Origin of the sequence: Saccharopolyspora sp. NPDC049426 (assembly GCF_040676935.1) — a bacterium.
Taxonomy (GTDB): Bacteria; Actinomycetota; Actinomycetes; order Mycobacteriales; family Pseudonocardiaceae; genus Saccharopolyspora.
Genome location: NZ_JBFAPZ010000001.1, coordinates 373,494 through 386,697, shown reverse-complemented (window position 1 = coordinate 386,697; position 13,204 = coordinate 373,494). Strand labels below are relative to the sequence as shown.

The following is a 13,204-nucleotide window of genomic DNA, read 5'->3' as shown; positions in this document are numbered from 1 at the left end:
GACCCGCGTCCCAACACCTATTGCCGGACCAAATGCCCCGGGGACGTTCGAACGCCAGATGTTGAGCAGCACCCGACTCGCAAATTCGAAACCTCGCCGGTTCCGATCTGAGGCACTCGAACGTAGGCGAGGTGAACCTTCGAGGCGCGCGCCTAAACGAGACCAAGCTCTCGGGACAAGCCGACAAGTGCACCTGGACGCATCGGCAGTTCAGAACCACAACCCGGATGAAACTGAGACGAAAAATGAGACGAAGAAGCCCCCGTCGAGATCAACGGGGGCTGTTTTCGCAGCTCTGAGCGGTGGCCAGGGGCGGGGTCGAACCGCCGACCTTCCGCTTTTCAGTTCTACGATCATCGGTTCAGCAAAGGCCGATCGCCCGATACTTGCTGGTCAAAGACCTACCGTGAACTTCAGGCGAGTAGTCAGACCTCCGCTGAACGGCGATGAACGAGACCAAAAATGAGACCGCGCCAGCCACGTCGCACTCATTGAACAGGGGCTGCACACCGGCTTTCGAGGGCACCTCGACGTCGCCAGCGAAGGTGTCGCCCGCTCGGTGGCTGCTTGGGCTCGAACGACTCGGGCATCATCCACCACATCGGGCTCGACAGAAGGGCGAAAGATGCACTGTGCGGAGTGTTGCCTACCCCTACGAATGACCAAGGCTCGCGCCGTGCCAGTCCACTACCTCGAAGAGGTGCACTTCTTCGGCGGCTGGACACAGAAGCGCTGTCCTGCCTCTGGGACCTCGAATTTCGTCCACCGCGTGGACCGCTGTGCACGGCCACGAAGCCGTCGCGAGTGCCCGTGCTGCGGCCGAAAACTCACGTTGAACAAGAACGGAAAGTTTCCGGTGCATGATGACCGCGACGCTGGCCGAGAGTGCAAGGTAAGCAGGGACAACCGCGCGTAGCCTGCAAACTTCCCCGCGGCGGCCCAGGAAACGACGCGACGACCTTTTGGTTCAGACGGGACACTCCAGCAATCGCATGCCTCCCAGGCGCCGGGAGGTAGGCGCGCTTCTTCCTGGCGTCCTCACCCTGGACCCCCTACCTAGATATTGGAATACCTATGTAGGATAGCCCGATGAGGAGAACTCATGCGTTGATGCAGGTCGCGGTCACACTGCTAGAAGACCCGACCGGCAAGCACTGGGGATACGAGCTCGGCAGGCAGGCCGGCGTCCGCTCCGGAGTGCTTTACCCGATGCTGACTCGTCTGCTTAATGAAGGCTGGCTCGTCGACGGATGGGAAGATCCGTCGACGATCAAGGGGCGGCCACCACGGCGTTACTACGAGTTGACGGACCGAGGCAGGCATGAACTTGCTGCAATGCTGCATGCCGCCGAGGCAGAAGGGCGGCCCCGTGGATTTCGGATGGGGTGGGCGGGTTGACGGAACTACTCGAAGCAGTTGTGTCCTGGCACAACCTGCTTATGGTGTTGCTTGTCTTCGGTTTCGCGCCCGGGTTCGTGCTGCGACTGCTGGTCCGAATCTACCCAAAGGATGACCCGCGCCGAGATGAACACCTCGCGGCCTTCTACGCGCACAGCAGGGTCGAACGCCCACTGTTCGTTGCTGACCTCCTTGCTGCAGGCCTGACTGATGCTTTGCCGAGCCGCCTAAGGGCCTTGCGAGCGCGACTGCGCAGCCCGAGCACACTGGCCGCCTCAGAACCCGTCGGCATCCGCTTCATCAGCAACGTGATCGAAGGTAGCGTCATCCATCACGGGCGGATCTACGTGTGGGATGGCCGCGCCGAAACGGAGTGCGGCAAGGAGCTCAGCCACGGCGCATACCGGGAGAGCAAAAAGTTCCTCATGACGGACGCGAACTGCACAAACTGTGCACGAGTGCGGCAAGGTAGCCGCTAACCGCGTATTGAGCGTCTAGGTTTCATCCTGGACGCTCTTTTTTCTGACTACGGGTCGTGCGAATTCAACGGGGCTGGACCGCTGACTTTCCGCGAAGGTGCGCGACTTGACTAATCACCCTTCTTTCGCCCCCCAATCTGGGCCTGAATTCCATGGCCAGCCAACAGTTCAACAAGCATCTTTCCGTCGATCAGTTCGATTGGCTCCGCCTCGGCGATCCACTGAGCTTCCTTCGCGAATGAACTCGAAGTGATCAACATTGCCGATCGCGCGGAAGTGTGTCGGACAGCGCCAATTAACTGATAGACCACCTCGGAAGGAACAGGCCTTCTGTAACGCTTTACTTCGACAATGGCAGGAACATTTTCCATCTCAGGTCCTGCCGTTAACCAAAAATCGTAAGGGCGAGCGAGAGACGGGCCTACCTCGACGTTGTACCCCATTTGAATTAGGAGGTAACGGATAAGTCGCTCGAATTCGAGAGGCGGAAGCTCTTGGAGGTCAGGCACAGAGGACGGTTCGCGGAATTCTGCAGGCAGCAATGATTCTACGTCACCACTGGCTTCTCGGAGTTGTTCCAGCGTCTCATCAGAAACCGTTGACGACAGATATTTTCTTGCACCCTCGATAAAATCTTTCAAAGAAATCAGCAGCAGGTCGGAATCAGCAAGGTCACGCATCTCCTGCACAAGCTCAGGAAGAGGGCCTCGGGGCCGCCTTTTCGAGTCTAACTCCCACCAGTCGCTCTTGAAGTCCTTCGTAATCAGCATGACGAGACGCTCACCATGGACCTCTTGCACTGCCCTATCGATTGTCTGACGCCAGAGCAAGTAGTCTCCCGCCGCACGTAACGGCGTTTCCTTGGAGGCGTCGCGAAAGCCAGGAGGGATCTCGTTTGGGAAGCGAAAGGCGTGGGCCTCTTCGACCAATGCGCGGAGCTCTTCGGGGCGGAACGCCGGTCCGATGCGGCCGGCTAGAAGTTGGTCGACCTGCGATAGTACGGCATCAACCTGCTGCATGTCTTTCGGATGCAGGTCGTGCTCTTCCTCCAAGGTCGACAGTTCTTCGAGGGCTGGCACCATAAGCCCGTCGAGACGGGAAGCGAGGTGCTCCTGATCAAGTTCCGCCGCTCGAAGATCCCACGCCCTGGTAGTGCCGTTAACGTCGCGGAGCTCCTGCAAACGCGACACCGCAGACTCCAGCACGGCGACAGCGTCTGCTTCAGCGGTCTGTAAGAGTCGTCGCACCTTCCTGAACGATGACATGCGGTCTTCGACGACACGTTTACGGTTCCGACTGAATTCGGTAGCAGCCTGATGCGGCACCCAAAGCCTCGTACCCACCCTTGTGAAGGCATCGAGCACTTGAGCGCGAGCTTCCGGGGTAAGCCGGTACAAATCGAGCAGAACGTTGGCGTCCAAGACGACCAGCCCGCACTGGAAGAAGCGCTCCGGCGGGACCCGCCTCTGATTCAGCAAGCCCGCAAAGTCGACTGTCAACCGGCGCCGGTCTTCAGGGTTGTCCGTCACAGGGGACAACATAGTGACCCGGCCGTAGGACGTCGTCCCTGAGTCTGCATCCCGTTCTCGGGGTGATGGGGCCTCGAGGCACACGGACCGTCACCAGCCAGCGGCAGGCTAGCTTTGGCGCTGTCTTACAGCGGCAGGCGGCACGAGTTGAGTCACCACCAGACCCGGCCTTCTTGACCGGTTGGTGAGTTCGAAGGTGACGAGTGCCCACCAGTCACCGGTGATGGTTTGGTGCCAGGCGAGTAGGACGCCCGGGACGATCTTGGTGATGTCGATGCCAGCGGCACGGACTCGGAGCGGGATTCCGTCGAGGCCGCCGGGTCGTGGGCTGGGCGGCAGAACGTAGGCGAGCTTGATCCAGACGGGGACTGGGGCGTCTGGTCGTTGCCGGGTGCCCTGCCAGTCCCCGTCCTTGTGCGCCATGTGATGCCCGCCCTGGTGTGCCCATAGGGCGGGCCGGTCGAAGTGGGGTGCAGATCGACCGGCCCGCATCGGGTCGGTCGATCTTCCCCATCGCCCGACCCGACCTACAAGCATCATAGAACGTGCGTTCGAAAGATCGCCAGTTTGGCGTTGTCCTCGATCGGGGCGTGTCACGGCTGGCATGCTGGATCTTGCCTCCCGCCGGAGGTGTTAGCCCCCAGGGGACGCTCTGGGGGCGCCGGTGGGGGTTTCCGGCGGGAAGGTAGAGGACCATGTCCGTGGAGTCTTTCGGGCAGGCCCTGCGGCGGCATCGTCGTGCGGCCGGCCTGTCTCAAGCCCAACTTGCCCAGGAACTTCACCTCGACCAGGGCAATCTCTCCCGGTACGAGAACGACCGGCAACGCCCCGAACCTGCGACCGTGGACGCCTTAGACGCGCTGCTGTGCGCCGGCGGCGAGCTCCGCGCCCTAGCCAACGCCGCTTCCCCGCAACCTGCGACCAGGGGCATCCCGGCCGCCGGTGCGATGCGGCCGAGCGACGAGACCGATGCGATGGAGCTGGCCCGCAGGGTCGCGGCCTCCGACATCAGCACCGAGACGCTGGCCCAGCTCGAAATGGCCTTCGATGACCTGGCCACCGCCTACCCCGCGTCCAGCCCGCACGACCTGCTGCCCCGGTTGCGGGAGCACCTGGGCTACATCTCCCAGCTCATCGACGCGCCCCGCAAGACCCTCGCCGCCCACCGTCACCTGCTGGTGCTCGGTGGCTGGTTCTCCTTGCTGGCCGCCACGGTGCACATCGACCTGAACCAGCACGCGCCGGCCACCGCCCGGCTGCGCACCGCCGCAGGTCTGGCCACCCACGCAGAGCAGGACGAGATCCGTGCCTGGTGCTACGAAACCGAGGCCTGGCGCACCCTCACCGGCGGCAACTATCGGCGTGCCGCCGAGCTCTCCCAGCACGCCCAGTCGATCGCACCGTCCGGAAGCTCGGCTGAGATCCAGGCGACCGCCCAGGAAGGACGGGCGTGGGCGCGACTCGGTGAAGCCGACGCCACCTACCGCACCGTCGAGCGGGTCCATTCGCTGTCGGCGCATCTACCGAAGCCGGTGCCGGCTGAGCACCACTACCGATACGACCCCGGCAAAGCCGCGGCCTACACCGCGACCACCCTGGCCTGGCTCGGCGACCCGGAAGGCGAGCAACACGCCCGCCAGGTCATCGAGCGTTTCCGGCCCACCAACGACTTCCAGCCCTGGCCCCGCCGCTACGCCACCGCCCACGTCGACCTCGCTCTCTGCGCCGCGCGCAACGGGCGCCTAGACGAAGCGGCCGATGCGGCCCAGACAGCGATCGAGTCCGGGCAGGTCGCCCCGTCCAACTGGTGGCGCGTGCGCGAAGTCGTCAACCACGTCACCGCAGGAAAGCTCCCAACCGCAGGCGAGCTCCAGGACTCCTACCGGACCATGACCAGCCGCTAACCGCCTGGCTATGCGCATCAGCACTGGGCTGATGCGCATAGCCCCGCATTCAAGGTCACGAACCGTGGTGGTTCGGCAGCGTTGGGTGCATGGATGCGGCACCAGCAACGCCCCCGCTCGACGCGGGCCTGTGGACCAGTCCTGACGGCTGCGTCCACATCCGCAACGCCGGCACCGGAAACACCTTCTGCGGCCAACCCGTCGGCAACTATGGCACCCACCCCACCCACGCCTGCGACGACTGCGTCGCCGTGAGTCTGCGCGAGTACGCCCGCATCCACGCCTGCAACCTCATCTGCCGAAAGCAGGCCGAGTCATGAGCGCCCCGACTCAATGCGAGCAGCGCTACGCCCAGGTGTGGACCGACCACCTCGGCGTCGTGCACGAACGCCGCCAGGACGACCACGGCCGGACCCTCTGCGGCCTTAACGCCGGCGAAAGCAACCACCCGATCTCCGCTCGCGCCTGCCCAAGCTGCATCACCGATCGCCTTGCATCCGAGATCCCCTAGCAGCCGAGGGGCGCGGATGGCCCCGAACTCCGCGCTCCTCGGTGTTCCACGCCCTCCATCCCTCCGGACGTTCCCGAACAAGTCGCGTACGGCGCTCTCAGCGCGCCATGAAATCGCCGACACCGGCACTGACCAGCGAGGCAAGGACAAGGCCGCGCCTCCCCGAAAGATCCGCGTGAGCCCGGCACAGCGCTCCGTAATCGCCGGGCTTCGATGCACAACCCAACTCGCCGATGACCGTTTGAGACCGTGAAAGGTAGCGTGAGCGCACATGGAGCTGGTCCAGCAAGCCGCCGAGACTGCCGAACGCTTCGTGGCCCCGCTGGGGCGCCGTTGGGAGCATGTTCAGGCAGTCGCTGCACGAGCGTCCGAGCTCAGCGACGCCGTGCCACCGCAGGACCGAGACATCTTGGTCGCCGCGGCTTGGCTGCACGACATCGGATACGCCCCCGAGATCGGCCACACCAAGTTCCACCCGCTCGACGGTGCCCGGTACCTCCGGGAACAGGAGTGGCCCGAGGTGATCGTGAACCTCGTCGCGCACCACTCCGGGGCGCGTTTCGAGGCGGCCGAGCGCGGCATGTCTGACGAGTTGGCCGAGTTCCCGTTCGAGGACTCGGCATTGCTGGATGCGCTGGTCATGGCCGACCTCACCACCGGGCCGGCGGGGCAACGCCTGGCCTACGACGAGCGGATCGAAGAGATCTTCAGCCGCTACGCGCCCGAAGACCCGGTTCACCGCACGTGGGTGAAGGCACGTCCTGTCATGGCTGATGCCGTCCGGCGAACCGAACAGCGCTTGGCCGCTCAGCCCAAGTAGGGCTGCGTGCGCGTCTCGTCCAGCGCGTGATCGATGCGCAGGCGCATCGAGGTGTGGATGTTCAGGCGATCGAGGTCCGTTGGGGCGACCCAGCGGACCTCTTTCGTTTCGCTGCCGTCTTCGCGCGGCCGGCCACCGACCCACTTGGCCTCGAAGCACAGCGAGAATTGCTGCCGCACTTCCCCATCGTCGTAGGCCATGACGTGGTGGGGGTTGGTGTAAGTGCCGACCAGGCGCACGACCTCGACGTCGAGGCCGGTTTCCTCCTTGACCTCGCGAACCACGGTGTCGGTGAGGGATTCGCCAGCGTCGTGGCCACCGCCCGGCAGCGCCCACAGGTCGTTGTCGATTTTGTGGATCAGCAGGATGTCGCCGGCGTCGTTGCGGATGGCTGCGGTCACCGAGGGCACGACTGAGTTGGCCGCCGGTGCGTTGGGGTCGTTGAAATAGTCCACGCGGGCCACGGTTGTGCTCCTCAGACGGTTTCCGGCGTGGCTTCCTGCCACACGCGCTCGAACGACCGCAGGTAGTGCTCCCACATCGGTCCGTCGTCCACCTGACGCAGGTGCAGAACGGGATTCTCACCGGCAAGGGAGCCGAAGGCGTGCCCGTTGACCAGCATCTGATCGTCGAAGCGGTAGATGGAGTTGTAGAGGATCGTCCCGTGGGTCCGGATCTCGACGTTGTCCAACTCCGCAACCTTGCTCAGATAGCGCCGCATCATCTGAATCCGGCCTTCCAAGCCTCCGGTCGTACCCTCCTCGACCGCGCGCTGGATGACCGCCGGCGAGGTCTCATCCCCCACCGCGAAGCGAAAAACTGTGCCCTCTTCGGCTTTCCGCCTGATCACGGGCAGGATGTTGTGCTGCTCCACGAGGAATTGCCCCGAGAAGACCAGCACCTCCATGCGCTCCTGGACGCCGTGGATCAGCTCGTTCCACAGCTCGAACGGCACAGCCGAGCGAGACGGGAAGAGGTGCACCAGCTCAACGTCCTGGTTCGGCGTGGTGTGCGGGTCTTCCGCCAGGGACGGCCAGAGCTGGACCTCGGACGTGCCGAGCAGCTCAGCGACCTTCCTCCGGGTCTGCGGGTGCGGCTTCCGTTCCTTGGTGATCCAGCGTCCGGCAGTCTTCTCATCGACTCGCACCTTGGCGGCGACCTGCTCAATCGTGAGGCCAGCCGCGCGCACTGCTGCACGAAGACGCTCGTTCGCCATCTCTACCTCGGGACGTTTTGAGGACCTTTTGGGACGTTGAGCAGACGTTATAGAGCTGCGAGGACGTCTGCAACCGACCCGGAAAGACCCGTGGGAACGTCCGCGGTTTCGCGGTGAACTTGTTGCCAGAGACGGAAAAACCCCGACCACCAAATCGGCGGCGGGGCTGACCGAGGAGGCAACTCATGGCGAAGAACGCGGTTCCGATGATGCCGAAGGCTGGCGGCGGTGTGATGCCGAAGCTGATCGGCTTCCTGGTCCTGTTCGCGGTCGGATCGATGATCATCAAGCAGCCGGTCGAGTCGGCCCACGTGATCGGCGACCTGTGGACGAAGTTCGCCGGCGCCGGCGACGTCCTGGCGACCTTCCTTCAGGCGATCGGCGGCTGACCGATGTCAGGCCTGCTTCTCCTCCAGAACGCCGAGGCGTTCCCGCAGCTCAGCCACGTCCTCGCGAAGGCGGGCGACTTCCGCGCGAAGGTCCGCTTCCTCTTCAGGGGACTCGCCTTCGAGGACCTTGGCCAGGTGGTCGGACGGCCAGCGGAGCGCTTCGGAGATGGCGGCCAGCAAGCGCGGACTACGACGACGCGGCTCGTAGTTGTTCTGGAGCTGTCGCAGAGTCGCGGTGCTCACCCCGGACCGCTCGGCGAGCTCTCGCTGCGTGAGGTCGAGCTCCGCCAATCGGGTGTTGATTGCGGTCGCTACTGCGTCCCAGTCCTTGCCCACGACACCTCCCGTTGACCCACTCCTATCAGCGCAAATCCTAGCGCTGAAGTTCCCATTTCCCCGAGAAATCCCAAGCAGGAGTTATCCGTGGTCACCCCCCATCGCTTCCGTAGCGCTAATAGTTGCGCTAATGTTCGCGCATCGCTCAAGGAAGGAGCCTGGGAGATGCACTCTCACAACTACGACACGTTCGCCTCTGACCTGGACGGACAGCACGACATCGAGGCCTACGCCTCGTTCGGCGCCGAGCTGGCCGGCTGCGAGGCCGAGCTCAGTGAGTTCGAGCAGGAGGCGGTGCAGAACTACTGGGATCAGGTCATCGCCGAGCAGCTGGGCGAGCTGCCAGTCACGCCGTTCGTCTGGTCGGAGCTGGGCGCGGGAGAGCGGACGCGGCTGCGTCGCTACGAGCGTCGCGAGGCCGGCGCCGCGCTGCGGCTGATCACCACCGATGCGGACTCCGGGGAGGCGGCGTGAACGGGTTGCTGAATTGGCTGTTGTCCGGGCGGCCGGTGTCGCAGTTTTCGACCGAGGACGGTTCTCGGGGTGCCAGGCGGCGGCGTGAGCTGACCTGCCCGGGGCACAAGCCCAGCCGTGGTGAGCAGGTCACTGAGGTGACGGTGCGGTGGACCTGCGATTGCGGTGCGTTCCGCTTCGAGATCGACGCGCCTCCGCCCCACGTTGATGAGGTCCCCACGGCGGCCTATCTGGAGATGGAGCGCAGGGGCCTTCAGGGGCAGAAGGGGCCGTGGCGTTCCCAGATCACCGGCAAGCCCTTGCTGGTCGCGCCCGCCGAACCGGCCGACGAGACGGCCGAGGCGAGCGCGTCGGACGAGACGCGGAGCGAACTGCGGTGCGACCGGCAGGCCAGGGAGTACGTCGAGCGGTACGGGCCGTGTGCGGCGCGGGATGAGGCCTATTGGGCGGATCACCGCAACGACGACTTGATGGCCGAGGCCCTGTTGAGGGCTGCCGAGCGTGTCGACGGCGGCGAGACCACGTGGGCTTTTTGATGCACCCGGCCCAGCAGGCCAGTCGCCAAACCTACTGCTGGGCCGGGTCTCCCATCGATCAACAATCCGTTAGGAGATCTCCGATGCTACGGATCGCCACCAGCCCCTGTGGGGGTGTGCGATGAAGACCCTGATCCTCGGACTGCTGAGCCTGCTGATCGAGCTGGCCGTGGTCGTGGTGCTGCCGCTGGTGTTGCTGGTGGCCGCCGGGCTGCTGCGGGTCACCGTCCTGACCGTTCTGCCGCTGGTCGTGCTCTTCGCCCTGGCGGTGGCCTCCGGTATCGCCCGCACCCTCGGCGTCGGGCTTTTCGGCCTTGGTGTGGCGTTGCGGCTGGTCATGACGGCCGTTGATGGGTTGGGTGCTCGGGTGCCTGCTCCGCGGCTTCCTGTGGGGGTGGGCCGATGACCACCGCGAAGAGTTCCTACCCCGTACCGGTTGCCGAGCTGCTGCCGCAGGCCCGCCAGCTGGTCACGCAGTTGGGGCACATGCCGAGTCGGAACCAGTTGATGGCTGATTTGCGGATCGGGGCGCCGAAGGCCCGCGTGATCCTGGACCGCCTGGCCGACGAGCACCCGGCCAAGGCTCCCAACCCGGTTGGTCTGCACGTTGTCACCGAACGGACCGCCGACGAACCTACCGAAACCCACGACCACCCCACCGAGCCCGAGCCCACTCAAGCGGACACGGTGGCCGAGGTTGAGCCGGTTCCGGATGAGGTGGAGCCGGTGCGGGAGGAGGAGTCTGAGCCGATCACGGCTGCCGCAGACCCGGATGCGCCCACCCAGGAGCAGACGCCGAGGCCGGTGGCGGTGTGGCCGGTCATGCTGCTGGCTTTGCCCGCGTTCGTGGCCATCTGGTCCGGGTGGGTCGGACTCGGCCAGCTGACCGGGTTCGGCATCGTGCACCCACTGCCTGGGATCGCGGACGGGTTCGCGATCAACACCGCGATCACGCTCCCGATCGGGGTGGAGACCTACGCCGCCTACGCCCTGCGCGTGTGGCTCTCCGGCCAGGTCCCGACCAAGGCTCGCAGATTCGCGAAGTACTCCGCGCTCGGCTCACTCGCTCTCGGAGCACTGGGTCAGATCGCTTTCCACCTGATGAAGGCCGCCGGCATGACCGAGGCCCCGTGGCTCATCACCGCCGCCGTGGCCTGCCTACCCGTCGCAGTGCTCGGCATGGGTGCGGGCCTGGCCCACCTGATCAAAGACACCAATGACCACCGGGAGGTGCAGCGATGACCGAACAGCCGCAGACCCCCAAGACCAAGAGCAACGAGCACCAGGCGCACGAGGACGGCGAGCAGGCGCGGGTGCTGCGCTTCCCCTCCGAACGCCTCAACCCCGACCAGACCCGCGATGAGGGCGAGTCGGAGCACCAGGTCATCGATGGCGAGCTGGTCGACGAGGACCAGGCCCCGCAGGTTGACCAGCCCCATACCGCCGAGGCGGGATCGAGCTTGGTCCGGCACCAGAAGCGGGAACCGATCCTGCCTGGCTGGGCGAGCAGCGTGGAGGAGTTCCGGGAGACCGCGAAGTGGGCGATGGGCTACGCCGGCCACACCTTCGCCTTCCACGCGGTGCGGTGCCCGGTCTACCTCGGCCGCATCCTGATCCGAATTCCACAAGGGACGCTGCGGCTGCTGGGTGGGTTTCTGCGGTGGGTGACCGACGCCGAAGGCCGGACCGTTCGCCATGCTGCCGCTGACCGCGCGGATGCCGCCGAATACCTCCGGCTGTCGAGCCAGCGTGATAGCCGGGTCCGAGGACGGTTCTACGCCACGGTGGGTCTGGGCGCGGCCGCGTTGGCGGCGTTCTTCCTCGGACGGGCGTTCCTCCCGGAGCTGGTCCAGTACGCCATTGTGGCCGGCGCCCTCGGCGCGGTGGGGTGGTTGGGAGCTCCGGCGGATCAGCCGATCGCCTCGCGGGCGGTGGAGGCGACGAAGGTGCCGAAGCTGACCAGCAACGCCGTCGAAATCGCCCTCGCCTCCCTGGGCATCTCGGGGATCAACCAGGCGATGGGCAAGGGCGGGGAAGGCATCGGGTTCCCCAAGCCGATTTCGCGTGATGGCAAGGGATGGCGGGCGGACGTCGACTTGCCCCACGGGGTGACGGTCGGGGACATCATGGATCGCCGCGAAAAGCTCGCCTCCGGCCTCCGCCGCCCGCTCGGGTGCGTGTGGCCGGAAGCCGACAACGCCGAGCACGCGGCCCGGTTGATCCTGTGGGTCGGCGACCAGGACATGCGCAAGGCCAAGCAACCCGCCTGGGCACTGCGCAAGGGCGTCAAGGTCGACCTGTTCCAGCCCCAGCCCTTCGGCACCGACCAGCGCGGCCGCTGGGTCGATCTCCGGCTGATGTTCACCAGCGTGGCGATCGGGGCAATCCCGCGCATGGGCAAGACCTTCGCTCTGCGCGAGCTGCTGCTCATCGCCGCACTCGACCCCAGGGCGGAGTTGCACACCTACGACCTCAAGGGCACCGGCGACCTCGACCCCCTGGAAAAAGTCACCCACGCCCACGGCGTCGGAGACGACGACGAAGAGATCGAAAAGGCCATTAGTGACCTGCGCAAACTCCGCGACGAGCTCCGCCGCCGCGCGAAGCTCATCCGCGACCTGGCCAAGCAAGGCCTCGCTCCCGAGAACAAGGTCACCCCGGAGCTGGCCGGCAAGAAATCGCTCGGTCTGCACCCGATCGTCATCGGTGTCGACGAGTGCCAGGTGTGGTTCGAGCACCCCGACCACGGCGAGGAATTCGAAGCCATCTGCACCGACCTGGTCAAACGCGGCCCGGCGCTCGGGATCATCATCATGCTGGCCACCCAGCGCCCGGACGCCAAGAGCCTCCCGACCGGGATCAGCGCGAACGTCTCCACACGGTTCTGCCTGAAGGTGCAGGGCCAGACCGAAAACGACATGGTCCTCGGCACCTCCAAGTACAAGCAAGGCGTGCGCGCAACAACGTTCGCCTGGGCCGACAAGGGCATTGGCTATCTGGTCGGCGAAGGCTCCGATGCGCAGATCGTGCGCACCGTGGCCGGTTTGGATGGTCCTGCCTCGGAGAAGGTTGCCGCTTACGCCCGCACCTTGCGCGAGCAGGCCGGCACGCTGACCGGTCACGCGGTCGGTGAGGTGCCGGAGGTCGACGAGTCGGTGTCGAAGAAGGACACGTTGCTCGAAGACATCCTGGCCGTGGTGGGCGAGACCGAGAAGAAGGTCTGGAACGAGCGGGTCATCGCCCGGCTGTATGAGCTCAGGCCGGAGGTCTACGGCACCTACACCGAGTCGGCCGATCTGACCGCCGCGCTCAAGCGGCACGGCATCCGTACCGGCCAGGTGTGGGGAACCACCGACGACGGCAAGGGCGCCAGCCGCATCGGCATCACCCGCGCCGACATCGCCCAGGAAGTTGCACAGCGTAATCGCAGCGAGGGGTCCGGCTAGCCCTCGCCGGGTCTCTAGACCTAGACGACCGGCCTTCTAGGTCTAGAGACCCCGCTAGGCCCCCATCCCGCTTTTCACCAGCGCCCTAGTCCCTAGAGGTGCGTGGGCCAGTGCGCCCAAAAACCGCCCTGGAGGCCATCTGTGACCCCCACCGACCCTGCTAGCG

The 13,204-nt window shown here is 65.3% G+C and carries 18 protein-coding genes; 13 read left to right on the top strand and 5 right to left on the bottom strand.

Going from position 1 to position 13,204, the window contains the following annotated elements; translation table 11 throughout:
* The first annotated feature begins 83 nt into the window (after nucleotides 1–83).
* The 3 genes from AB0J78_RS01850 (at nucleotide 84) to AB0J78_RS01840 (ending at nucleotide 1,877) form a co-directional block, all read left to right on the top strand.
* Nucleotides 84–299 carry a pentapeptide repeat-containing protein gene (locus AB0J78_RS01850; RefSeq protein WP_363786383.1) on the top strand — a complete coding sequence of 72 codons (216 nt, stop codon included), beginning with the start codon at nucleotides 84–86 and terminating at the stop codon, nucleotides 297–299.
* An 811-nt stretch (nucleotides 300–1,110) separates the two neighbouring features.
* Nucleotides 1,111–1,398 (top strand): helix-turn-helix transcriptional regulator, encoded by a 288-nt coding sequence (locus AB0J78_RS01845; protein ID WP_363786381.1) that lies wholly within the window; start codon nucleotides 1,111–1,113, stop codon nucleotides 1,396–1,398.
* On the top strand, nucleotides 1,395–1,877 hold the full coding sequence (locus tag AB0J78_RS01840) for a hypothetical protein (RefSeq protein ID WP_363785920.1): 483 nt from the start codon (nucleotides 1,395–1,397) through the stop codon (nucleotides 1,875–1,877). The genes AB0J78_RS01845 and AB0J78_RS01840 overlap by 4 nt, the downstream gene beginning before the upstream one ends.
* 110 nt (nucleotides 1,878–1,987) lie before the next feature.
* Here AB0J78_RS01840 and AB0J78_RS01835 read toward each other — a convergent pair whose 3' ends face one another.
* Both AB0J78_RS01835 and AB0J78_RS01830 read right to left on the bottom strand, forming a co-directional pair.
* A complete protein-coding gene (locus AB0J78_RS01835; RefSeq protein ID WP_363785918.1) occupies nucleotides 1,988–3,406 on the bottom strand; it encodes a PIN-like domain-containing protein in 1,419 nt (472 codons plus the stop codon).
* Between the two features lie 108 nt (nucleotides 3,407–3,514).
* Nucleotides 3,515–3,829 (bottom strand): hypothetical protein, encoded by a 315-nt coding sequence (locus AB0J78_RS01830; RefSeq protein WP_363785915.1) that lies wholly within the window; start codon nucleotides 3,827–3,829, stop codon nucleotides 3,515–3,517.
* A 272-nt stretch (nucleotides 3,830–4,101) separates the two neighbouring features.
* On the opposite strand from AB0J78_RS01830, the gene AB0J78_RS01825 reads away from it, so the two are divergent.
* The 4 genes from AB0J78_RS01825 to AB0J78_RS01810 all read left to right on the top strand — a co-directional run bounded on the left by AB0J78_RS01825 (nucleotide 4,102) and on the right by AB0J78_RS01810 (nucleotide 6,641).
* A complete protein-coding gene (locus AB0J78_RS01825; RefSeq protein WP_363785913.1) occupies nucleotides 4,102–5,310 on the top strand; it encodes a helix-turn-helix transcriptional regulator in 1,209 nt (402 codons plus the stop codon).
* 89 nt (nucleotides 5,311–5,399) lie between these two features.
* Nucleotides 5,400–5,630, top strand: a complete 231-nt coding sequence (locus AB0J78_RS01820) for a hypothetical protein (protein WP_363785911.1) — start codon at nucleotides 5,400–5,402, stop codon at nucleotides 5,628–5,630.
* Nucleotides 5,627–5,821 (top strand): hypothetical protein, encoded by a 195-nt coding sequence (locus AB0J78_RS01815; RefSeq protein WP_363785908.1) that lies wholly within the window; start codon nucleotides 5,627–5,629, stop codon nucleotides 5,819–5,821. The genes AB0J78_RS01820 and AB0J78_RS01815 overlap by 4 nt, the downstream gene beginning before the upstream one ends.
* Before the next feature lie 271 nt (nucleotides 5,822–6,092).
* Complete coding sequence (locus AB0J78_RS01810; RefSeq protein WP_363785906.1) at nucleotides 6,093–6,641, top strand: HD domain-containing protein; 549 nt, start codon at nucleotides 6,093–6,095, stop codon at nucleotides 6,639–6,641.
* Here AB0J78_RS01810 and AB0J78_RS01805 read toward each other — a convergent pair.
* Together AB0J78_RS01805 and AB0J78_RS01800 are read right to left on the bottom strand one after the other, a co-directional pair.
* Nucleotides 6,629–7,105 (bottom strand): NUDIX domain-containing protein, encoded by a 477-nt coding sequence (locus AB0J78_RS01805; protein ID WP_363785904.1) that lies wholly within the window; start codon nucleotides 7,103–7,105, stop codon nucleotides 6,629–6,631. The two genes, AB0J78_RS01810 and AB0J78_RS01805, sit on opposite strands and share 13 nt — an antisense overlap.
* A gap of 11 nt (nucleotides 7,106–7,116) precedes the next feature.
* Nucleotides 7,117–7,857: a helix-turn-helix transcriptional regulator gene (locus AB0J78_RS01800; protein ID WP_132621333.1), complete on the bottom strand. Its 741-nt coding sequence runs from the start codon at nucleotides 7,855–7,857 to the stop codon at nucleotides 7,117–7,119.
* A 185-nt stretch (nucleotides 7,858–8,042) separates the two neighbouring features.
* Between AB0J78_RS01800 and AB0J78_RS01795 the strand changes: the two genes are divergently transcribed.
* Nucleotides 8,043–8,246, top strand: a complete 204-nt coding sequence (locus tag AB0J78_RS01795; protein WP_363785901.1) for a hypothetical protein — start codon at nucleotides 8,043–8,045, stop codon at nucleotides 8,244–8,246.
* 6 nt (nucleotides 8,247–8,252) lie between these two features.
* Here the strand turns inward: AB0J78_RS01795 and AB0J78_RS01790 are convergent, their stop codons facing one another.
* Entirely contained in the window at nucleotides 8,253–8,582 is a 330-nt protein-coding gene (locus tag AB0J78_RS01790; protein ID WP_363785899.1) for a helix-turn-helix transcriptional regulator, read from the bottom strand.
* Nucleotides 8,583–8,747: 165 nt separating this feature from the next.
* On the opposite strand from AB0J78_RS01790, the gene AB0J78_RS01785 reads away from it, so the two are divergent.
* From AB0J78_RS01785 to AB0J78_RS01765, 5 genes are all read left to right on the top strand, one after another.
* Nucleotides 8,748–9,056 (top strand): hypothetical protein, encoded by a 309-nt coding sequence (locus AB0J78_RS01785; RefSeq protein ID WP_363785896.1) that lies wholly within the window; start codon nucleotides 8,748–8,750, stop codon nucleotides 9,054–9,056.
* On the top strand, nucleotides 9,053–9,592 hold the full coding sequence (locus AB0J78_RS01780) for a hypothetical protein (protein ID WP_363785894.1): 540 nt from the start codon (nucleotides 9,053–9,055) through the stop codon (nucleotides 9,590–9,592). The genes AB0J78_RS01785 and AB0J78_RS01780 overlap by 4 nt, the downstream gene beginning before the upstream one ends.
* A 121-nt stretch (nucleotides 9,593–9,713) precedes the next feature.
* Nucleotides 9,714–9,998, top strand: coding sequence for a hypothetical protein (locus tag AB0J78_RS01775; protein ID WP_363785891.1), 285 nt, complete (start codon nucleotides 9,714–9,716; stop codon nucleotides 9,996–9,998).
* Nucleotides 9,995–10,834 carry an ABC transporter permease gene (locus tag AB0J78_RS01770; RefSeq protein ID WP_363785889.1) on the top strand — a complete coding sequence of 280 codons (840 nt, stop codon included), beginning with the start codon at nucleotides 9,995–9,997 and terminating at the stop codon, nucleotides 10,832–10,834. Before AB0J78_RS01775 ends, AB0J78_RS01770 begins: the two co-directional genes overlap by 4 nt.
* Nucleotides 10,831–13,038, top strand: a complete 2,208-nt coding sequence (locus AB0J78_RS01765) for a cell division protein FtsK (protein WP_363785886.1) — start codon at nucleotides 10,831–10,833, stop codon at nucleotides 13,036–13,038. Before AB0J78_RS01770 ends, AB0J78_RS01765 begins: the two co-directional genes overlap by 4 nt.
* Nucleotides 13,039–13,204 lie beyond the last annotated feature (166 nt).

Excerpts from the sequence above, each read along its gene's own strand:
- AB0J78_RS01845 (WP_363786381.1), top strand. The coding sequence starts at position 1,111 with ATGCAGGTCGCGGTCACACTGCTAGAAGACCCGACCGGCAAGCACTGG.
- AB0J78_RS01830 (WP_363785915.1), bottom strand. The coding sequence starts at position 3,829 with ATGGCGCACAAGGACGGGGACTGGCAGGGCACCCGGCAACGACCAGAC.
- AB0J78_RS01825 (WP_363785913.1), top strand. The coding sequence starts at position 4,102 with ATGTCCGTGGAGTCTTTCGGGCAGGCCCTGCGGCGGCATCGTCGTGCG.
- AB0J78_RS01820 (WP_363785911.1), top strand. The coding sequence starts at position 5,400 with ATGGATGCGGCACCAGCAACGCCCCCGCTCGACGCGGGCCTGTGGACC.
- AB0J78_RS01815 (WP_363785908.1), top strand. The coding sequence starts at position 5,627 with ATGAGCGCCCCGACTCAATGCGAGCAGCGCTACGCCCAGGTGTGGACC.
- AB0J78_RS01810 (WP_363785906.1), top strand. The coding sequence starts at position 6,093 with ATGGAGCTGGTCCAGCAAGCCGCCGAGACTGCCGAACGCTTCGTGGCC.
- AB0J78_RS01800 (WP_132621333.1), bottom strand. The coding sequence starts at position 7,857 with ATGGCGAACGAGCGTCTTCGTGCAGCAGTGCGCGCGGCTGGCCTCACG.
- AB0J78_RS01795 (WP_363785901.1), top strand. The coding sequence starts at position 8,043 with ATGGCGAAGAACGCGGTTCCGATGATGCCGAAGGCTGGCGGCGGTGTG.
- AB0J78_RS01785 (WP_363785896.1), top strand. The coding sequence starts at position 8,748 with ATGCACTCTCACAACTACGACACGTTCGCCTCTGACCTGGACGGACAG.
- AB0J78_RS01775 (WP_363785891.1), top strand. The coding sequence starts at position 9,714 with ATGAAGACCCTGATCCTCGGACTGCTGAGCCTGCTGATCGAGCTGGCC.
- AB0J78_RS01770 (WP_363785889.1), top strand. The coding sequence starts at position 9,995 with ATGACCACCGCGAAGAGTTCCTACCCCGTACCGGTTGCCGAGCTGCTG.
- AB0J78_RS01765 (WP_363785886.1), top strand. The coding sequence starts at position 10,831 with ATGACCGAACAGCCGCAGACCCCCAAGACCAAGAGCAACGAGCACCAG.